The following is a 20,144-nucleotide window of genomic DNA, read 5'->3' as shown; positions in this document are numbered from 1 at the left end:
GGGGTCGTCCAGCGTCAGGGGCGGTTCGCCCACCGGACCATCTGACGCAGCATGCCGTGCAGGGTCTGCACATCGGCACGGGTCAGCGGCATCCGGCTCCACAGATTGCGCAGGTTCATCTTCATGCTGGGGGCCTTGTGTTCGGGGAAAAAGAACCCGGCCTCGTCCAACCGCTCCTCGAAATGGCGTGCAAGATGGTCGATTTCGTTCCCGTCGGCCCATTCGGTGCCCGCCATCTCGGTCACGCGATGCTCAATCTCCGCACTGGCACGCCGCCACTCGTAGCCCACCAGCAAAACGCATTGGGCAAGATTCAAAGATGGAAATTCAGGGTTCACAGGCACCGTGATCAGCGCATTGGCCTGCGCCAGATCCTCGTTCTCCAGCCCAGCCCGCTCCGGCCCAAACATCACGGCCACGTGCTGGCCTTCTGCGATGCGACGTGCGGCGTCCTGCATGGCGGCCTCGGGGCTCAGCACGTCCTTGGTCATGTCCCGCATCCGGGCCGTCGTGGCATAGACATAGGTGCAGTCAGTGACGCTGCCCGCCACATCCGGATGCACCGTTGCGGCATCCAGCACCCGCCCCGCGCCGCTCGCCATCGCCACTGCCGCAGGATTGGGCCAGCCGTCGCGGGGATCCACGATGCGCATCCGGTCCACGCCAAAGTTCAGCATCGCGCGGGCAGCCGCCCCGATGTTCTCGCCCATCTGAGGGCGCGTCAGCACAAATGTCGGTGTCATGGCGCGCCGTCTACCGCGACACAGAACGCCCGACAATCCCCTTCCCTGTTTCAAAAAAATCCCCGCCGGAGGCATAAATCTTTTCAAGCCCTGCCTTTTCCGGCTAGAGCGGCACGCAAGAGCAGAAGGACAACGCCCATGAGTGCCCCCGAGCAGCCGCAGATCTACCTCCTGACCCCGCCTGTCTTCGAGCTGTCCGTCTTTCCGGGGCAATTGAACGCCGTGCTTGAGGCGCATGACGTGGCCTGCATCCGCCTCGCCCTTGCCACACAGGATGAGGACCGCATTTCCCGAGCCGCCGATGCCTGCCGGGAAGTCGCGCATGCCCACGACGTTGCCATCGTATTGAACAACCATGTGAGCCTGGCCGAGCGTCTTGGCCTCGACGGCGTGCACCTGAGCGATGCCGCCAAATCCGTCCGCGACGCGCGCAAGGCGCTGGGGCCCGATGCCATCATCGGCAGCTTCTGCGGCACCTCGCGCCATGATGGCATGACAGCGGGTGAAGCCGGTGCCGACTACATCGCCTTTGGTCCTCTCGCCGGTGTGGCGGAGGAGGCGACAGCCGAGGACGACCTTTTTGCCTGGTGGTCCGAGATGATCGAAGTGCCCGTGGTGGCCGAGGGCGGCCTGACGCTCGACACAGTCAAGCGCCTTGCCCCTATCACTGACTTTTTCGGTGTTGGCGAAGAAATCTGGGGCGACGATGATCCAGCCGCCGCCCTCGCCCGCCTGATAGACCCGATCGGTTAAAGCAGCGTCCGCTCGATCACCCAGTAGATCGCAATCACCGCAATCAGCAACGAACCGGTCAGTGACCAGGCCCGGAACATCACGTTGTAGTCGGTGATCGTCTCTTCCTGCCCCTCAAGGTCGGACATCCGCGCCGCGCGCACGCCCAACCAAAGCAGTATTGCCGACAGCGCGATGACCGTCAGCTGGCCAATCTCGACCCCGACATTGAAGCCGATCAGCGCCGGGATGAACTGCCCCTCGGGCAAGCCGAATTCGCCAAGGACCGAGGCAAAGCCAAGCCCGTGCAGCAACCCAAAGCCAAAGATGATCGCAGGCCGCCATGGGTTCAGCCCACGGGCAAAGATGTTTTCGATGGCCACATAGACAATCGACGCCGCAATCAGCGGCTCCACGATGCTGCCCGGCAGGTTGACAATCCCCAGTGCGCCAAGCGCCAGCGTGACCGTATGGGCAATGGTAAAGGCCGTGACCTGCCACAGAAGCGGGCCCAGCCGCGTGGACAGGAAAAACAGCCCCAGCACGAACAAGATATGATCAAGCCCCTTGGGCAGAATGTGATCAAAGCCTACGGGCACGTATGCGCCAAAGGTCTGCCAGCCAGAGGCAGCACCTCCCCCCGCAACAGCAATCGGACCACTGCTGTCACCGCCCGAAATCAGACCGGTATAAGGCGAGTCGACCCCCTGCTGCCGCAAAACCAGATCTCCGGCACCGGCAGGCCAGGCCACCTCAATCGTATCTGTCCCCGCGGGGACAACTCCGGTCAGAACGACATCCGTGATGCGCGCCAGTTCTTCATTCTCCACCTGCGGAACAGCCGCGGTATCAAGTGCAAAGCTCACAGCCTCGCCACCCATGCTCACCAGTGGCAGCGCATTCAGGGTCTCGACAAGCGACGGCACCAGCGCCTCCACCTCGCTGTCACTCAGGGCGCGCAGCGCGTCATAATCTGCGGCATTCTCGGCGTTGTCGGTATCCTCAACCAGATCCAGGTCGATGCCGGACATCTGCGCCTCGACATTCACGCGCATTTCCACCCGGACGGTCCCGTCTGTCACTGTCAGGTCAGCAATCGTCGGCACGACCTCATGCGCGGCGGCCATACTGGCGCACAGGCCAAACCAAAGAGTTGACAACAAAGCCCAAAGCGGCAGCTTTCGGGATACGCTAGAGAAGGCAGCTTGCATGATTTTCATCCGTTTGATCGTTCCGCTTTGGTGCGCCATCTGTGCCACAAGCGCAACCGCCCATGAGTTCTGGATCGAACCGGAACGTTATCAAGTGCCCCCGTCGGCACAGATCGTGGCGCGGCTCAAGAACGGCGAAGAATTCGAAGGGGTGAACCTGTCCTATTTCGAACGGCGCATCGCACGCTTTGACGTCGTCGTGGGCGACACCATCCGCCCGGTTGAGGCACGTATGGGCGACAATCCGGCGCTCGATGTGCCGGGGCCGGTCGAAGGGCTCGTGATCGTGGTGCACGAAACGACACCATCGCTTCTGACCTACCGGGAATGGGCCAAGTTCCAGAAGTTCGCCGATCACAAGGATTTCCCGAACATCGCCGCACGCCACGCCGACAACCGATTTCCCGAACCGCCATTCAAGGAACGCTATACACGCCACGCCAAGTCTCTGATCGCCGTGGGAGACGCCATTGGCACGGACCGCGCGCTGGGTCTGAAAACCGAATTCATCGCGCTGACAAACCCCTATGCGCCGGATTTCGATGGCATCATGCAGGTGCAGGTCACCCTGGATGGCGAGGTGCGCGCCGATGCACAGGTCGAGGTATTCGACCGCGCACCCGATAACAGCGTCACAATCACGCTGCACCGCACAGATGAAAGCGGCATCGCTGCCATCCCTGTCACGCCCGGCCATGACTACCTGTTCGATGCAGTCGCCATCGCGCCCACACCGGACGCAGACACGGATGCCGTCTGGGACACGTACTGGGCGGCACTGACCTTTGCGGTGCCGGAGTAACGCGCGCTCTTGCCTCTTGCCTCACGCAACGTCACAAGACGCGCATGATACGAACACCTGACATTCTGTGCATCGGGTCGGTGCTGTGGGACGTGATCGGGCGCGCGCCGCTCGCGATGCGTCAGGGATCGGACGTGCCGGGCCGGATCACGCGGCTGCCCGGTGGCGTCGCCATGAACATCGCCATGACGCTTGCCCGTTTCGGGCTGACGCCTGCCCTGCTGACAGCCATAGGGCGTGATGCCGAGGGCGACGAGCTGATCGCTGCCTGCAAGGCGCGCGGCATGATCACCGACACCGTGTACCGCTCCGAAGATCTGCCGACTGACCAGTACATGGCGGTTGAAGGGGCCAACGGCCTGATCGCAGCGATTGCAGACGCGCATTCGCTGGAAAGCGCGGGTGCCAAAATCCTGCGCCCGTTGACGGACGGCACGCTCGCCACGGCAGAAGCACCGTTTGCAGGGCTCGCGGCCCTTGACGGCAACCTCACACTTGATCTGCTCAACGAGATTGCCACCAGCCCGGTCCTGGCCCGCGCTGACCTGCGCGTGGCCCCCGCCTCACCGGGCAAGGCCGAGCGGCTCGGTCCCTTTCTCACCCACAGCCGCGGAACGCTCTACGTAAACCTTGAAGAAGCTGGGCTGCTTTGTCAGCGCGGGTTCGACAACTCGGTCGAGGCGGCAGACGGGCTTTTGCAACGCGGCGCATCGCGCGTTCTGGTCACCGACGGCGGCAAGACCGCAACCGAGGGCTCTGCCGAAGGTCTCGTCAGCGAAACACCCCCGCAGGTGCTGGTCACGCGAATCACGGGCGCCGGTGACACATTCATGGCAGCCCACATGGCCGCCGAACTGCGCGGCGCCAACCGCTCGGACGCTTTGCACGCCGCGCTTGAGGCTGCGGCCATCTATGTTTCAGGAAAGACGCCCACATGACGCTTTTCACCACCTCCCCCGAAGTCGCAGGCGCACTGGAAAACGGCACGCCCGTGGTCGCGCTGGAAAGCACGATCATCACCCACGGGATGCCCTACCCCCAAAACCTTGAGGTCGCGCGACAGGTTGAAGGTGACATTCGCAAGGGCGGTGCCGTCCCCGCCACCATGGCCGTGATCGACGGGGTCCTGCATGTCGGCCTGACCGACGCGCAGCTAGAGGCTCTCGCGCAATCAAAAAAAGTGGCAAAGCTCAGCCGCGCCGACATGGCCGTCTGCATGGCCACAGGCGGCACCGGGGCCACCACCGTCGCCGCCACGATGATCGCCGCGCGGATTGCAGGCATTTCCGTCTTTGCCACGGGTGGCATTGGCGGCGTGCACAAAGGGGCCGAGCACAGCTTTGACATCTCGGCAGACCTGCTGGAACTGGCGCAAACGCCGGTCACTGTTGTGGCGGCAGGGGCCAAGGCGATCCTCGACATTCCCAAGACGCTCGAAGTGCTGGAAACGCAAGGCGTGCCGGTCATCGCCTACGGCCAGGATGACATGCCTGCCTTCTGGTCGCGCAGTGCGGGCATGACGGCGCCACTGCGGATGGACCATGCCGCTGACATCGCCGCAGCGCATCTTCAGCGCGCGGCTCTGGGCCTGCCCGGCGGCCAGCTGGTGGTCAACCCGCTTCCCGAAGCGGACGAGATCGACCGCGCGACCCTCGCCCCGATCATCGCGCAAGCCACGCAAGACGCCGAGACGCACGGGATCAGCGGCAAGGGCGTGACGCCCTACTTGTTGCAACGCATTTTTGAATTGACCGATGGCCGGTCATTGACGGCGAACATCGCGCTTGTCCGCAATAATGCGCGTCTGGCCGCGCAGATCGCCGCCGAATTGGGCACGCGCGCCACGGATGCCTGAACAAAAGGCACAAACCATTGTAGTGCCGAAAGCGTTGCCTTACGTAACCTGTGAAGATGTGCCGGGACCACGATGAACACCCCTTTTGATCCAGAAGAACCCCGGCGCCCCGGTATTTTCTCGCGACTGCGCGCGTCCTTTCTGACCGGCATTGTTGTCATTGCGCCAGTTGGTCTGACTGTTTGGCTGATCTGGACCGTCATCGGCTGGGTTGATGGCTTTGTCTGGCCGCTCGTGCCTACGGCATGGCAGCCCGACTCCCTTGTAAACTACTTTCTGAACAACCCGCGGTTCATCGATGAAAACGGCGTGCGGGTGCCGAACCCCGACTGGATCAGGGTGAACGTGCGCGGCGTGGGCGTCATCGTCTTTTTGCTGTTCACGATCCTTGTGGGCTGGATCGCCAAGGGTTTCATTGGCCGGTCGCTTATCCGCTATGCCGAAAGCCTCGTTGAGCGGACACCTGTGGTGCGCTCCATCTATTCCGGCATCAAGCAGATTTCTGAGACGATCTTTGCCCAGTCCGAACGGTCTTTTGAGAAGGCGTGCCTGATCGAGTATCCGCGCAAGGGCATCTGGGCCATTGGCTTCATCTCGACCACCGCGAAGGGCGAGGTGAGCGACCGGGCGGGCAATACAGGGGCATTGCTGAGTATCTTTGTGCCCACGACGCCGAACCCGACATCGGGCTTTCTGCTGTTTTTCCCGGCCGAGGACGTGATCGAGCTGGATATGTCGGTCGAGGACGCGGCGAAGCTGGTGATCTCTGCGGGCCTTGTGTACCCCAATGGCAAGGATCCGACCATGCCACCGTCCTGACGGGGCAAGATTTTTACAAAAAATCTTGTCAAAAATCCGTGTCGGATTTTTGAGCTACGAAAACATCTCGCGCATGTTGACGCTGTCGCCGGTGCCGATCTGATCGAAATGCGTGTCGAGGAAGGTCTGCGCAGCCCGTGCCCCGGCCTCTCGCAACTTGCCCATCACGAAACTGTTCGGCACCAGTTTCGTCGCCACGCTCAGATCATTCATCAGCGCGTCATCCGCAATCATGTGCATGTTGACGCGGCGCATCTGGCCCTTCTCGATCGTGCCCTCGTCGATCAGGCGCTTCACAAATGAAATCGCCCGCATCTCGCGCAGAAGCGAGGAGTTGAAACTGATCTCGTTGATCCGGTTCTGGATCTGCTGCGGCGTGCGCGGCAGGTGATCGCGTTCCAGCGGGTTGATGTTGATGACCACGATGTCGTCTGGCAGCGAGGCGTCGAACAAAGGAAAAAGCGCGGGATTGCCGGTATAGCCGCCATCCCAGAACTCTTCCTCCTGCCCTGTTTCGGTATCGTGGATCACGACCGCCTGAAACAGTGTCGGCAGGCAGGCGGACGCCATGATCACGTCCGGCGTCACCTCTGCCTGACGAAACACACGCAGCTTGCCGTTGCGCACGCGGGTAGCATTGATGAACAGCTGCGGGCCGTCATCGCAGCACACTTTGTCCATGTTGAACTTCGACACGATGTCGGTCAGCGGATTGCGGTAGAAGGGACCGTAGGTATAGGGCGACACCATGCGGCCGACCGCGTCCCCGATGGCATAGGGCAGCGAGTATTCCAGCGCCTGCGAGATCTGCGCAGGCCCAAAAGGGGCCATCCACGTCGCCATCCGCATGTCCTGCACCCCGGCCACCTGTGCCCAGAGCCAATCGAGGTTCTCGCGCGCCGCATCTTCGCCGCCTTGCGCGAGCCCCGCCTTGATCGCCGCCCCGTTCAGCGCGCCCGCCGATGTGCCCGAAACGCCCGCGATCTCGATCCGGTCGTCAGCAAGAAGGACGTCAAGCGCACCCCAGGTGAACGCGCCATGTGCTCCGCCCCCTTGCAGGGCCACGTTGATCTTCTTGCGCGTCATGGTTGGACCTCTGGTCTGGACGGAGAGTGCGGGAGCCTCCGGCGGGAGTTTTTCTGGCAAGATGAAGGACGGATCAGAGCGCCGTCCAACCGCCGTCTACGCTGATTGTTGTGCCGGTGATCTGGTCCGCGGCGGATGAGCAGAGGAAGACGGCGGTGCCGCCCATCTGTTCCGTCGTCGCGAATTCCTTGGATGGCTGGCGCTTGAGCATGACGTTCTTGATCACCTCTTCGCGGCCCATGTCATACTCTTTCATCGTGTCAGGGATCTGGCTTTCGACCAGCGGGGTCAGCACGTAGCCCGGGCAGATGGCGTTGGCGGTGATAGGCTCTTCGGCCGTTTCCAGTGCTGTTGTCTTGGTCAGGCCAACGATGCCGTGTTTGGCCGCGATATACGCCGATTTGTACGGTGAAGCGGTCAGGCCGTGGGCGGAGGCCACGTTGATCACCCGGCCCCAACCTGCATCCCGCATCATGGGCAATGCCGCGGCTGTGGTGTGAAAGGCGGAACTCAGGTTGATCGCGATGATGGCGTCCCATTTCTCGACCGGGAATTCAGGGATGCCCGCCACATGCTGGATGCCCGCGTTGTTGATAAGGATATCGCAGGCCCCCGCTTTTTCGACCAGCGCGCGGCATTCATCGCCCTTGGACATATCAGCCCGAATGTACCGCGCATTTGTGCCGGTCTCATCAGCGATCTCCTTGGCGATGGCGTGATCTTCGTCGTTGTCCGTGAACGAGTTCAGCACCACATCGGCCCCAGCCCGCGCGAGTTCCCACGCCATGCCCAGCCCGATGCCCGAGTTGGAACCGGTGATGACAGCCGTCTTGCCGCTGAGAGAGATTTCAAAAGCCATTGCGGGGATCCTTTCGCCAAAGTTGTGCGCATCCTGTCATGCTGCACCTGCGAAAGGAATGGTTCTGCACCCCAATGGGTTTCACATACGCCAAAAAAAACGCCAGCACGAAGCTGGCGTTAAGTTATTGAGGCAGGTTTCATACAGGCAAGAAACCTATCGAGCAGTGCCCTTGTTATACGCAAACCCGCCCGAAGAGTCCAAGCTAAAAGTTTGATAATGCGTAAATGTCTGTTGGCCGCTATTGTTAACAAAACAAGGGCGATCAAGGATTGTTTACAAAATGAGCAGGCATTTTTTCCAAACGCGACTCAGCAAAAAACGCAGCGCTTCGGTGATTCTTGCGGGCCTTGTTGGCCTTGCCGCAATGGCACAAGCAGAGCCACAACATGGCATAGCTATGTACGGTGACCCTGCCCTGCCACCGGATTTTGTGTCTCTTCCGCACGCGAATCCAGATGCACCCAAAGGTGGTGCCATCACCTTGGCCAGCACGGGCAGCTTTGATTCGCTGAACCCCTACATCCAGAAGGGCAACGTGCCCTGGCAGCTGCGGTTCCTGACCCATGAAAGCCTGATGGGCCGCAGCCGCAACGAACCTTTCGCCCTCTACGGCCTGCTCGCCGAATCGATTGAGACGGATGCCGACCGCACATGGGTCGAATTCACCCTGCGCGAAGAGGCGACATTCTCCGACGGCAGCCCGGTAACGATCGAAGACGTGATGTGGTCCTACGAAACCCTCGGCACCCAGGGGCACGGGCGCTACCGCAGCCTGTGGGCGCAGATCGAGACCATGGAGCAAACCGGGCCGCGCAGCATCAAGTTCACGTTCAATTCCGAAAACCGCGAACTGGCCCTGCTGGCCGGTATGCGTCCGGTCCTGCAAAAAGCCCAGTGGGAGGGCAAGGATTTTGCCGCCGCCACGATCAACGACGTGCCCATCGGCTCTGGCCCTTATGTTGTCAGCAACTACGAAGGCGCGCGCTACGTCACCCTGACGCGCAATCCGGATTACTGGGGCAATGACCTGAATTTCCGCCGTGGCACCTTCAACTTTGATGAGATCACCATCGACTTCTACGGCGATGGCGACGTGGTGCTGGAAGCGTTCAAGGCCGGTGAAATCTCGGCCTGGCGCGAGTTCAATGCCGAGACATGGAACAGCGAATACGACTTTCCCCGCGTGCAATCGGGTGATGTCATCAAGACAGAAATCGAGCACCAGAAACCGTCTGGCATCACAGGCTTTGTCATGAACACCCGCCGCGTGCCCTTTGACGACTGGCGCGTGCGCGAGGCGCTGATCACCGCCTTCAATTTCGAATACATCAACGACACGCTGACTGGCGGGGCACAACCGCGCATCACCTCCTACTTTTCGAACTCACCGCTGGCGATGGAACCGGGGGCCGCCAAGGGGCGCGTGGCCGAACTGCTGGCGCCGTTCAATGGCAAGCTGCTGCCGGGCGTGATGGAAGGCTATACCCTGCCCGAAAGCGACGGATCGCTGCGCAACCGCAGGGGGCTGCGCCGTGCCATCGGTCTGCTGGAAGAGGCCGGATGGACCACGCAGGACGGCAAGCTGCGCAATGCGGATGGGCAGGCAATGGCCTTTACCATCCTGCTCGATCAGCAACGGACCGAAGATCGCGCCATCGCAAACCTGTATATTCAGGCGCTGGAACAGCTTGGCATCGACGTGCGCATCGACCTTGTGGACGGCGCCCAGTTTACGGCGCGCGAGGACGCATTCGATTTCGACATGGCCTATATTCGCCGTGCCTTGTCGCTGAGCCCCGGCAATGAGCAATGGTTCTATTGGGGCTCCACCGCGGCAGAGGAAGAAGGCTCCGGCAACCTGATGGGCGTGCAGGACCCGGCCATAGACGCCATGATCACCGCCATGCTGACAGCCACCACGCGCGAGGACAGCCTTGCGGCGACCCGCGCCCTTGACCGTCTGCTGACCGCAGGCAGGTATGTCGTGCCCTTCTGGCAGTTCACGACGGGCCGTATCGCCCATGTATCCGAGATGAAGCACCCCGAGGTGATCCCGCTTTATGGTGACGGGCCGGACTGGATGCCGCAATTCTGGTGGTGGGACGAAAACTGACGGAATTCGGAACGTAAGATGATACAAAAACTCTGGGCCGAGGGGTTGGGCACCGCCTTGCTCCTCGTCTCTGTCGTCGGCTCCGGCATCATGGGCGAGGCGCTGGCGGGTGGAAACGTGGCCATTGCGCTCCTTGCCAATGCCATTGCGACAGGCTGCATGCTCTACGTGATCATCACGGTGCTTGGTCCGATCTCGGGTGCGCATTTCAATCCCGCCGTCACGCTCGCCTTTTGGCTGCGCGGAGAGATCGGCACGCGCCTTGCGCTGCTCTATGTTGCGACACAGGTCTGCGGCGGCATTGTCGGGGTCTGGGCAACGCACGGCATGTTCGACCTTCCCCTGCTGCAAACGTCGACCACGATGCACCGCACCGGGCTGGCCCAGTGGTGGTCCGAAGGCATCGCGACCTTTGGCCTGCTCTTTGTCATTTTCGGTGGCTTGCGCAGCAGGCCGGACGCTGTGCCGACACTCGTCGCGCTCTACATCACCGGTGCGTACTGGTTCACCGCCTCGACCAGTTTTGCCAACCCAGCCGTGACCATCGCGCGCGGGTTTTCTGACACCTTTTCAGGGATTTATCCCGGCCACATCCCCGCCTTCATCGCAATTCAACTTGTGGCTGTAGGTGTCGCACATGCGACACTCCGTCGACTGTTTGCGGTCAACAGTTGATCTGTCACGGAAATGTAATATGGTCCGGGCCGTGGTGGATGTCTGACCCGCTGTGGGAGGCGGACGAGGACATGCGTTCAGCACTTGTTGAAGCAAAACCCCGGGGGTACGCATGAACTGGAATGACCTGACCCGCAACTGGGCGGACAACTATCGCGCGCTTCGCAAAGAGTTTCCAAAGCTTGAACCCAGTGCCATGCCGTTTCTCAAGGCAGACCAGGATCGCTTCGAAAGCTATCTGGCCGCAACGCACGACATGTCGCTGAAAGAAGCGCAGGACGCCTTTGACGCCTTCCTGTCGCAGCACGCCGAAACGCGCCAGACCGCCTGACCGCGCCAGGCTCAGGCCAGCGACGTCACCCAGAGGATCAGCGCATCCTCGTCACTGACAGACACCACGTTATGACCCATGGTCGCGTCGTAATAGGCGCTGTCGCCCCGACGCATATCGACCGGCTCGTAAAACTCGGTATACAGGCGAATAACCCCCGTCAGCACATACAGGAACTCTTCGCCGTCGTGCCGCACCCAGCCGTCAAATTCTTCCATCGACCGCGCCCGCACACGCGCACGGTAGGGCAGCATCTGCTTCTTGGTCAGCGTTTCTGCCAGAAGCTCGTGCTCATAGGTCACCGTGGCCTGCGCATTGCCTTGTCCCGATTGCGTGACAACCATGCGCCCGTTGATCTGCCCCTTTTCCGGCGGCGTGAACAGCTGCGGCACGCTGATTTCCAGCCCCACGGCCAGCTTCTTCAGCGCCTCGTAGGTCGGCGACATCTGCCCGTTCTCGATCTTAGACAGGGTCGAGCGGGCCAGCCCAGCCTGATTGGCCGCCTGTTCCAGCGTCCAATCGCGCGCCTTGCGCAACTCGCGCACACGCGCCCCCAGGTCAAGCGGTTCCGCGGTTTCGTCCCGGCCGGTCGAGCGGGCGATCTGGATCAGTGTTTTGGGGTCTTTGCCTTGCATGGCGACCTCTATAGGATGCACGGTTCGCCCATGCAACGCCGCCTGTGCTAAGCGTTTTCCGCGGCACACCTCCGCCACCCTGCCCCGCGCCCTTCAACATGGCGGCCCACGTGCTGGCGCATGCGGATGCGATACCGGACAAAGTGGCCGTATCCGTCGTGGATCAAACTGACGCGACGACCCTCACATATGCCGCGCTAAAACAGGCAGTGCTGGGCACCGGCGGCGGCCTTCTGGCCGCAGGCTGCGTGCCGGGCGACATCGTTCTTCTGCGGCTCGGCAACACCATCGACTTTCCCATTGCCTATCTGGGCGCACTGGCGGCGGGCCTCGTGCCGGTCCCAACCTCCGCCGCCCTGACAGAGCCCGAGGTTGCGCGGATCGTGACTGAGCTGCGCCCGCGCCTGATCCTGCGCGACCCGCACGTGGCCTCGGCACCAGGCGCGCCTGAAATCAGGCTCGCAACGCTGAACGCACTGCGCAACCACCCGCCCGCCGACTGGCATATGGGGGATCCCGAACGGCTGGGATACATCATCTACACCTCGGGAACCTCGGGGCAACCCAGGGCCGTGGCCCACGCCCACCGGGCCATCTGGGCGCGCCAGATGATGCACGATGGCTGGTACGGGCTGCGCCGCGACGATGTGCTGATGCACGCAGGAGCCTTCAACTGGACCTACACGCTGGGCACCGGCCTGATGGACCCGTGGTCCGTCGGCGCAACCGCACTGATCCCGGCACCGGGCACCCCACCCGAGGCGCTTGGCAGCTTGCTCAGCGCCCATGGCGCGACGATCTTTGCCGCCGCACCCGGCGTCTATCGCCAGATGCTCTCACGCGCCGAAATGCCGGGCCTGCCCGCCCTGCGCCACGGGCTCAGCGCAGGCGAAAAGCTGCCCGAAACGACGCTCGCGTCATGGCGCGCGTCCACCGGCACCGACATTTTCGAAGCTTACGGCATGTCGGAATGCTCCACCTTCATCTCCTCCAGCCCCGCACATCCGGCAAAGCTGGGCGCTCTGGGTCAACCGCAAGCAGGCCGACACATTGCCATTCTGGGCGATAACGAACCGACCCCGCGCGGCACGCCCGGCACCATCGCCGTCCATCGCTCGGATCCCGGGCTGATGCGCGCATACCTGAATGCCCCGAATGAGACCGCAGCGCGGTTTTCGGGCGACTGGTTTCTGACCGGCGACATCGGTGTCATGGATGAGGACGGGCAGATCACATATCTGGGCCGCAACGATGACATGATGAACGCCGGGGGCTACCGCGTTTCCCCGCTTGAGGTCGAATCCGCCCTTGCCGACGCGCCGGGTGTGACAGGCGTGGGGGTCACTCAGGTCGAGGCCAAGACCGGAGTCTTCATCATCGCAGCCTTCTACACATCCCCTGCGCCACTGGACGAACGCGACCTACGCGCCTATGTCGAGCCGAAACTCGCGCGGTACAAGCAACCGCGCGCCTATATTCACGTGCCGATGCTGCCTGCGGGTGCAAATGGCAAGCTGGTCCGGCGGCGCCTGCCCCTGTTCTGGTCCCAACCGACGAAAGCAAACTGATGCCCGATCCGATCAAACTCGACATCATGTCCGACCCGATCTGCCCATGGTGCTATATCGGCAAGGCACATCTGGACCGCGCGCTTGAGGCGAACCCCGACCACCCCTTTGTCATCGAATGGCACCCCTTCCAGCTCAACCCGGACATGCCAGCGGGCGGCATGGATCGTCGCGAATATCTCGAAACCAAGTTCGGGGGCAAGGAAGGGGCCATACGCGCCTACGCCCCCGTCGTCGAACATGCCGAACAGGCAGGGCTCAAGATCGACTTCGAAGGCATGCGCCGCACCCCCAACACGATGGACGCCCACCGGCTGATCCACTGGGCCGGGATCGAAGGCAAGCAGACAGCGGCCGTATCCGCCCTGTTCAAAGCCTATTTCGTCGACACACGCGACATCGGCGATCACGAGGTGCTGGCAGATATTGCCGACGGGATCGGCATGGACGCCAGCGTGGTGCTGCGCCTGCTGGCATCGGACGCCGACAGGGAAGACATCGCCGCACGCGATGCCCACAGCCGCCAAATGGGAATCGGGTCCGTCCCGACATTCATTGTCGCCAATCAGCACGCGGTCCCGGGCGCCCAACCGCCAGAACTGTGGTCGAAGGTCATAACGGAACTGCAACAGGGCGCCGCCTGAGCATCACGGATGATCACAATTTAATCGTTCGGTTGCTTTTCAACCTTAAGTCGTTGCCAAACCGCATTGGTATCGTCAAGGTGGCGCGCACTAGCGTCATTTTCAGCCGGACACACCATTCAAATCGTGACTGAACCCGAGGGACAAAGACTGGGCAAAGCCGAATTCATCGCCCTGATGGCGATGATGTTCGCGACCATTGCGTTCTCCATCGACGCGATGCTGCCAGCCCTGCCCGCAATCGCCAACGACATCGCACCCGAAGGCGGTGTGGCACAGGCCGCACTGGTGATGACCTTCTTTGTGATCGGTATGGGTGCTGGCACTTTCTTTACCGGTCCATTGTCTGACGCCATTGGGCGCAAACCGGTAGTCTATCTGGGGCTCGCAATCTACGCACTCGGCGCGGTGCTAAGTTGGGTGGCACCCACACTCGAACTGATGCTCGCCGCACGGGTCCTTCAGGGGCTAGGCGCAGCGGGCCCCCGCGTGGTGTCAGCGGCCATCATCCGCGATCTCTATGCCGGGCGCGCGATGGCCAGCATCCTGTCGCTGACGATGATGGTGTTTCTGCTCGTGCCCGCCATCGCCCCCCTTCTGGGCAAGATCATCATGGACGCCGCCGGATGGCGCGCCATCTTCCCTGCGTTCCTGATCTTTGCCCTGATCCTGCTCCTGTGGTTCGGCACCCGCGTGTCCGAAACCTTGCCACGCGAAAACCGTCGCCCGTTGCGTTGGCCGTTGATGATCGACGCCGTGGGCCAGATGTTTGCAAACCGCACCGTACGTCTGTCGATCTACGTGCAGACCCTGATGCTGATGATCCTATTTTCTGTCCTGACGATGGTGCAGCCGATCTTCGAAGTCTCGTTCGACCGGGCCGACACGTTCCCGCTGTGGTTCGGCGCCATCGCCTTGGCATCAGGCGTATCGAGCCTCCTCAACGCCGCCATCGTTGGACGCTTCGGTATGCGCAGAATGGTGACATGGGCGTTGACCGCGCAGGTCGTTGTCTCCACCGTCTTCGTGATGTGGATGATCGCCGACATGCCGGGCCTGTTCTGGTTCTACATCTTCTGGCAGTGGGGCGTAATGTTCCAGGGTGGGCTCACGGTCGCCAACCTCAACGCCATCGCGATGGAGCCGATGGGACATATCGCAGGCATGGCAGCCTCGGTCATCGGTGCCGTGTCCACAGTGCTGGGCGCGGCGTTTGCATCACCCGTCGGGCTGATGTTCGACGGAACGCCCATGCCGCTCATCGCGACCGTGCTGATGGCCTGTATCGTAGCTTCCATCCTCATGCAGCAAATGCGCCGCGCGGAAGAGGCTGTGGCCTAATCAGGCCCGTCCCGGTGTTTTCAATACAAGCGCTATCACGACGACAAGCGAAAGCGCCGAGAGCATGGTTGCACACAACCAGATCAGACACTTTTCATTTTTTACTTTGATGGTTACTCCCGGAACGACGATGTGCACGGCGTAAGGATCAGTGTTGTCCGTCATCGCATCAACTCCAATGTGCAGCTGATCCTGACATACTTTAGTGAATGGATGCCGACGAATCAGGAATTCTTAATCACAGCATGTGGTGGTTGCAAAGTTGCAAACACCCATATGGCGTTACGCCTTCGCCTTCTTCTTCTCCGCCACAACCTTCTCCGCCAGATCCCGTGCAATCGCAAAAGCGCCCTTGATCTTGTCGCTGTCCTTGGCCCAGTCGCGGCGCACAACAATCTTGTTGTCCTTGACCTTGGCCATGCCGCGCTGATCCTGAATGAACTCGACAAGCCCCTGGGGCGAGGCGAACTTGTCGTTGTGGAACTGCAGCGTCGCCCCTTTGGGCCCACCATCCAGCTTCGCGATCCCGGCCCGCTTGCACATCGCCTTGATCCGCACGACCAGCATCAGCGTGTTCACTTCCTTCGGCAACTTCCCAAACCGGTCGATCAACTCGGCGGCAAAGCCCTCAAGCTCCACCTTCGTACTCAGCTCCGACAGACGCCGATACAGCCCCAACCGCACGTCCAGATCAGGCACATAGTCCTCGGGGATCAATACCGGCACACCCAGATTGATCTGCGGCGCCCACTGCCCGTCATCGTCGGTCAGCGCCTCCATCTCACCCGCCTTGATCTTGCCAATCGCCTCTTCGAGCATCGATTGGTAGAGTTCAAAGCCCACATCCCGCATCTGGCCCGACTGTTCTTCGCCCAGCAGGTTCCCTGCCCCGCGAATGTCCAGATCCTGCGACGCCAGCGTGAACCCAGCTCCCAGCGTATCCAACGACCCCAAAACACGCAGCCGCTTCTCAGCCGTAGCCGTCAGCTTGGCGCGCGGCTTCGTCGTCAGATAGGCATACGCCCGCGTCTTCGACCGCCCCACACGGCCCCGTATCTGGTAGAGCTGCGCCAGACCAAACATATCCGCCCGGTGCACCACCATCGTGTTCGCCGTCGGAATATCCAGACCGCTTTCCACAATCGTCGTCGCCAACAGCACATCGAACTTTCCATCATAAAAGGCGTTCATCCGGTCATCGAGTTCACCCGCCGCCATCTGCCCGTGGGCCACGACGTACGTCAGTTCCGGCAACTGCTCCTTCAGGAACTCCTCGATCTCAGGCAAATCGCTGATGCGCGGCACGACGTAAAAGGACTGACCCCCACGATAATGCTCCCGCAACAGCGCCTCTCGTATGGTCACCGCGTCGAATTCAGAGACATATGTCCGGATCGCCAACCGGTCCACGGGCGGCGTGCCGATGATCGACAGATCACGCACGCCCGTCAGCGACAGCTGCAATGTGCGCGGAATGGGCGTCGCCGTCAGCGTCAGCACGTGCACGTCCGAGCGCATCTGCTTCAGCCGCTCCTTGTGCCCGACCCCAAATTTCTGTTCCTCATCAATGACAAGCAGGCCAAGGTTGTTGAACCGCACGCCCTTCGCCAGCAGCGCGTGGGTGCCCACGACAATATCCGCCGTCCCCTTCGCCATGCCATCGCGCGCAGACGCCGCCTCTTTCGCGCTCACAAAACGGCTCAGTTGCCGCACCTCTATAGGAAAACCCCGGAACCGCTCGGCAAAGCTCTTGTAGTGTTGCCGCGCCAGCAAGGTCGTGGGCGCAATCACCGCCACCTGCACACCCGACATCGCCGCGACAAAGGCCGCGCGCATCGCCACCTCGGTCTTGCCAAAGCCCACATCGCCACAGATCAGCCGGTCCATCGGCTGGCCCGCGGTCAGATCGTCCATCACCGCAGCAATGGCGTTCAACTGATCATCCGTCTCCTGATACGGGAACCGCGCGGCAAAGGCGTCCCACATCCCCGGCGGCGGCTCCAGGATGGGCGCCTTGCGCAAGGCACGCTCCGCCGCAAGCCGGATCAACCGATCCGCCATCTCGCGAATGCGCTCTTTCAGCTTGGCCTTCTTGGCCTGCCACGCCCCACCGCCCAGACGGTCGAGCAAGCCCTCTTCATGGCCGTATTTCGACAGCAGTTCGATATTCTCGACCGGCAGATACAGCTTCGACCGCTCCGCATATTCCAGCAGCAGGCACTCGTGGGCCGCACCAGCAGCAGTAACCACTTCCATGCCCTGATACCGGCCAATCCCGTGATCCACATGCACCACCAGATCACCGGGAGACAGCGACTGCGTCTCGGTCAGGAAATTCTCGGCCCGCCGCTTCTTCTTTGGCTGCCGGATCAACCGATCCCCCAGCACATCCTGCTCGGAAATCACCGTCAGGCCGGGCGCTTCAAACCCATGTTCCAGCGCCCAAACCGCCAGATGCAAACCCCGTTTCCCGATGCGGGTTGCATTCGGGATCGGAATGACCTCCGCCAGCCCCTCATCCTCAATCAGCCCGGTCAAGCGTTCCCGCGCACCTTCGGAATAACTAGCGATGACAACCGGCCCACTCGCCATCTTCCCTTTAACATGCGATGCCAAAGCCCCGAAAAGGCTTATGGATTCCTGCTGGCGCTCGGGCGAGAAATTGCGCCCGATCCGCCCACCCGCATCGGTGACACCCGGCCCGGTCGCCTGCGGCAACTGGGCAAAGGACAGCACACGGAAACCGGCCACAGCGGCCTCCCACGCGGCATCGTCCAGATACAGCCCCTCGGGCTTCGCCGGCTTGTACACCGTGTCCATCTTGGACCGGTTTTCCATGGCAAGCCGCCGAGTTTCATACTGGTCCTCAATGCTCTCCCACCGCGCCAGCCGCGCAGGTGTGACCTGATCGTCCAACGTGATCGTGGCACCGGGCAGGTAGTCAAAAAGCGTGTCCAAACCATCATGGAACAACGGTAACCAATGCTCGGCACCCTGATGCTTGCGCCCGGCACTGACCGCCTCATAGAGCGGATCGTCCGTGCCCGCCGCGCCAAACTCCAACCGGTAATTCTGCCGAAACCGCGTGATCGCCGCCTCGTCCAGAATGACCTCGGACACCGGGGCCAGTTCGATCACATCCAGCTTCTCGGTCGTCCGCTGGGTCGCCGGATCAAAGCGCCGCGCGCCATCCAGCACATCGCCAAACAGGTCCAACCGCACGGGCCCAAGGTCGCCCGGCGGATAAATATCGATGATCCCACCGCGAATGGCGTAGTCCCCGGGCTCCATAACCGTCGGGCTCTGCACAAACCCCATACGGACCAGGAAATTGCGCAAGGCCGCTTCGTCCACACGATTGCCCACCGTGGCTGAAAATGCCGCCTCACGCAGCAAGTCCCGCGCAGGCACGCGCTGCGTCGCTGCATTCAGCGTGGTCAGCAGCACGAACTGCTCGGGCATCCCATGGACCAATGCCGCCAGCGTCGCCATCCGCTGGGCGGAAATGTCGGCGTTCGGCGACACCCGGTCATAGGGCAGGCAATCCCAGCCCGGAAACACCAGCACGGGCATGTCGGGCGCAAAAAACCGCAGGGCAGCCTGCATGGCTGCCAACCGCTTGTCGTCGCGGGCCACATGGCAAACAGCGCCGCCCTTGGCCACTTCGTCAAGGATCAGTCGTGCGTCAAACCCTTCGGGCGCGCCGGAAACGGTGATGTGTTGGGCGTTGGACATGGATCAGCAGATGTTGGGAAACCAAGAGGGCGTAACTTGGCGTTTTGGACGCCGCTGTCAACCGGCGAGCGGCCCAACAGACAGGTTTTGGTACATCCCCCACAGCGCGGTGACAAAGATCGACACCATACCGATGGCCTGCACGATGGTCCGGTGCCGGGTCAAACGTCGCCACAGCGCCTCGCCCGTCGCCCCCTCGTCCTGGATCAGCCGTGCGGTGGAAAGGTTCAAAGCCCCCACAATGCTCATGGGAAAGGCCAACAGGAACACGGCCTGCGCAAACTCCACATCATAGAGAAAGCCCAGCAGCACCAGCCCCGTCATCAGAAAACAGGCGATCCCCAACAGCCACAGCCCCGAGACAGAGCCGATAAACAGCAACCGGTTCGTGTTGATGCGGATCAGATCCTCAAGGTCCTCCGCCGCCTGCCCGCCATGCCGCCGCGCCCGCGCCACCATGTCATAGGGCACACCCAGCACCCAATGGCTTGCCGTGGACCACATCACCGCCAGCGCAATCCAGAACCACAGGTTCGAGAAAGAGCGCATGTCGATGAGCTCGAAAATCGTGTCGTACCAGTCCACGCCTGTCCTGTTGCCCGCGTTCAGGGCCATCTAACCTCGGTTGGCGCCCCTCTTAGCGCGCGCACATCGCAGTGCCTAGACACCTCCTACCGAAAAAAATATGCGTCAACATGTGCAGCACGCAAAACACGATGGAACCGACGACCATGAAAGAGATTTCACCGGGTTTCTTTGAGAAGATTGGCCATCTGCGATCCGGCATAAGATCAATGTACCGGGTATCGGCCAGTGTCGATCTGATCCACAGCGGTGACAAAGACTTGCCCATCACGCTGAAATTGGCGTCCACTGCCGGTCCGCAATACCACCCTTTGAGGCGAGAGGAGGCGCTCGCACTCGCAGCCGCTCTCGTCGATCTGGCCGAACGGGACCTTGCCTGACCGCAAGGTTCATGCCACCCATGCACT

20 protein-coding genes are annotated in these 20,144 nt (G+C 61.7%); 12 read left to right on the top strand and 8 right to left on the bottom strand.

Features of this window, described 5'->3' with window-relative positions; all coding sequences use genetic code 11:
- Positions 1-14: 14 nt before the first annotated feature.
- The gene (locus RA29_RS13615; protein ID WP_039686794.1) at positions 15-743 is read right to left on the bottom strand and encodes an RNA methyltransferase; all 729 of its coding nucleotides are present in this window, start codon (positions 741-743) and stop codon (positions 15-17) included.
- 138 nt (positions 744-881) lie between these two features.
- Between RA29_RS13615 and RA29_RS13610 the strand changes: the two genes are divergently transcribed.
- Entirely contained in the window at positions 882-1,496 is a 615-nt protein-coding gene (locus RA29_RS13610) for a thiamine phosphate synthase (protein ID WP_039686792.1), read from the top strand.
- Here RA29_RS13610 and RA29_RS13605 read toward each other — a convergent pair.
- Positions 1,493-2,686 carry a HupE/UreJ family protein gene (locus tag RA29_RS13605; protein WP_039686790.1) on the bottom strand — a complete coding sequence of 398 codons (1,194 nt, stop codon included), beginning with the start codon at positions 2,684-2,686 and terminating at the stop codon, positions 1,493-1,495. The genes RA29_RS13610 and RA29_RS13605 overlap by 4 nt on opposite strands.
- Between RA29_RS13605 and RA29_RS13600 the strand changes: the two genes are divergently transcribed.
- From RA29_RS13600 to RA29_RS13585, 4 genes are all read left to right on the top strand, one after another.
- Positions 2,685-3,488 (top strand): DUF4198 domain-containing protein, encoded by an 804-nt coding sequence (locus tag RA29_RS13600; protein ID WP_039686788.1) that lies wholly within the window; start codon positions 2,685-2,687, stop codon positions 3,486-3,488. The two genes, RA29_RS13605 and RA29_RS13600, sit on opposite strands and share 2 nt — an antisense overlap.
- A gap of 44 nt (positions 3,489-3,532) precedes the next feature.
- A complete protein-coding gene (locus RA29_RS13595; RefSeq protein ID WP_039686786.1) occupies positions 3,533-4,426 on the top strand; it encodes a PfkB family carbohydrate kinase in 894 nt (297 codons plus the stop codon).
- On the top strand, positions 4,423-5,343 hold the full coding sequence (locus RA29_RS13590) for a pseudouridine-5'-phosphate glycosidase (protein WP_039686784.1): 921 nt from the start codon (positions 4,423-4,425) through the stop codon (positions 5,341-5,343). Before RA29_RS13595 ends, RA29_RS13590 begins: the two co-directional genes overlap by 4 nt.
- 72 nt (positions 5,344-5,415) lie before the next feature.
- Complete coding sequence (locus RA29_RS13585) at positions 5,416-6,162, top strand: DUF502 domain-containing protein (protein ID WP_039686782.1); 747 nt, start codon at positions 5,416-5,418, stop codon at positions 6,160-6,162.
- A gap of 54 nt (positions 6,163-6,216) precedes the next feature.
- Here RA29_RS13585 and RA29_RS13580 read toward each other — a convergent pair whose 3' ends face one another.
- Both RA29_RS13580 and RA29_RS13575 read right to left on the bottom strand, forming a co-directional pair.
- Positions 6,217-7,248, bottom strand: coding sequence for a patatin-like phospholipase family protein (locus tag RA29_RS13580; protein ID WP_039686780.1), 1,032 nt, complete (start codon positions 7,246-7,248; stop codon positions 6,217-6,219).
- Between the two features lie 73 nt (positions 7,249-7,321).
- Positions 7,322-8,107, bottom strand: a complete 786-nt coding sequence (locus RA29_RS13575) for a 3-hydroxybutyrate dehydrogenase (protein WP_039686778.1) — start codon at positions 8,105-8,107, stop codon at positions 7,322-7,324.
- A 400-nt stretch (positions 8,108-8,507) separates the two neighbouring features.
- Between RA29_RS13575 and RA29_RS13570 the strand changes: the two genes are divergently transcribed.
- The 3 genes from RA29_RS13570 (at position 8,508) to RA29_RS13560 (ending at position 11,229) form a co-directional block, all read left to right on the top strand.
- On the top strand, positions 8,508-10,223 hold the full coding sequence (locus tag RA29_RS13570) for an extracellular solute-binding protein (RefSeq protein ID WP_039687792.1): 1,716 nt from the start codon (positions 8,508-8,510) through the stop codon (positions 10,221-10,223).
- 18 nt (positions 10,224-10,241) lie between these two features.
- Positions 10,242-10,898, top strand: a complete 657-nt coding sequence (locus RA29_RS13565) for an MIP/aquaporin family protein (RefSeq protein ID WP_039686777.1) — start codon at positions 10,242-10,244, stop codon at positions 10,896-10,898.
- Between the two features lie 112 nt (positions 10,899-11,010).
- A complete protein-coding gene (locus RA29_RS13560; RefSeq protein ID WP_039686775.1) occupies positions 11,011-11,229 on the top strand; it encodes a hypothetical protein in 219 nt (72 codons plus the stop codon).
- Positions 11,230-11,240: 11 nt separating this feature from the next.
- Here the strand turns inward: RA29_RS13560 and RA29_RS13555 are convergent, their stop codons facing one another.
- A complete protein-coding gene (locus RA29_RS13555; RefSeq protein WP_039686773.1) occupies positions 11,241-11,864 on the bottom strand; it encodes an XRE family transcriptional regulator in 624 nt (207 codons plus the stop codon).
- Between the two features lie 44 nt (positions 11,865-11,908).
- Between RA29_RS13555 and RA29_RS13550 the strand changes: the two genes are divergently transcribed.
- The 3 genes from RA29_RS13550 (at position 11,909) to RA29_RS13540 (ending at position 15,417) form a co-directional block, all read left to right on the top strand.
- Positions 11,909-13,432 (top strand): class I adenylate-forming enzyme family protein, encoded by a 1,524-nt coding sequence (locus RA29_RS13550; RefSeq protein WP_039686771.1) that lies wholly within the window; start codon positions 11,909-11,911, stop codon positions 13,430-13,432.
- Positions 13,432-14,076, top strand: coding sequence for a DsbA family oxidoreductase (locus RA29_RS13545; RefSeq protein ID WP_039686769.1), 645 nt, complete (start codon positions 13,432-13,434; stop codon positions 14,074-14,076). The genes RA29_RS13550 and RA29_RS13545 overlap by 1 nt, the downstream gene beginning before the upstream one ends.
- A gap of 126 nt (positions 14,077-14,202) precedes the next feature.
- On the top strand, positions 14,203-15,417 hold the full coding sequence (locus RA29_RS13540) for a multidrug effflux MFS transporter (RefSeq protein ID WP_039686768.1): 1,215 nt from the start codon (positions 14,203-14,205) through the stop codon (positions 15,415-15,417).
- Here the strand turns inward: RA29_RS13540 and RA29_RS23240 are convergent, their stop codons facing one another.
- The 3 genes from RA29_RS23240 to RA29_RS13530 form a co-directional block, all read right to left on the bottom strand.
- A complete protein-coding gene (locus tag RA29_RS23240; RefSeq protein WP_193743531.1) occupies positions 15,418-15,582 on the bottom strand; it encodes a hypothetical protein in 165 nt (54 codons plus the stop codon).
- Between the two features lie 117 nt (positions 15,583-15,699).
- Positions 15,700-19,152, bottom strand: a complete 3,453-nt coding sequence (mfd, locus tag RA29_RS13535) for a transcription-repair coupling factor (protein ID WP_039686766.1) — start codon at positions 19,150-19,152, stop codon at positions 15,700-15,702.
- 57 nt (positions 19,153-19,209) lie between these two features.
- The gene (locus RA29_RS13530) at positions 19,210-19,737 is read right to left on the bottom strand and encodes a hypothetical protein (protein WP_039687791.1); all 528 of its coding nucleotides are present in this window, start codon (positions 19,735-19,737) and stop codon (positions 19,210-19,212) included.
- A gap of 131 nt (positions 19,738-19,868) precedes the next feature.
- Here RA29_RS13530 and RA29_RS13525 point away from each other — a divergent pair, with 131 nt between their 5' ends.
- Positions 19,869-20,117: a hypothetical protein gene (locus RA29_RS13525; RefSeq protein WP_039686764.1), complete on the top strand. Its 249-nt coding sequence runs from the start codon at positions 19,869-19,871 to the stop codon at positions 20,115-20,117.
- The last annotated feature ends 27 nt before the right edge of the window (positions 20,118-20,144 follow it).

This window comes from Tateyamaria sp. ANG-S1, assembly GCF_000814025.1.
Lineage (GTDB): Bacteria > Pseudomonadota > Alphaproteobacteria > Rhodobacterales > Rhodobacteraceae > Tateyamaria.
The sequence above is the reverse complement of the archived record's forward strand: the minus strand, read 5'-3'. Positions and strand labels throughout refer to the sequence as shown.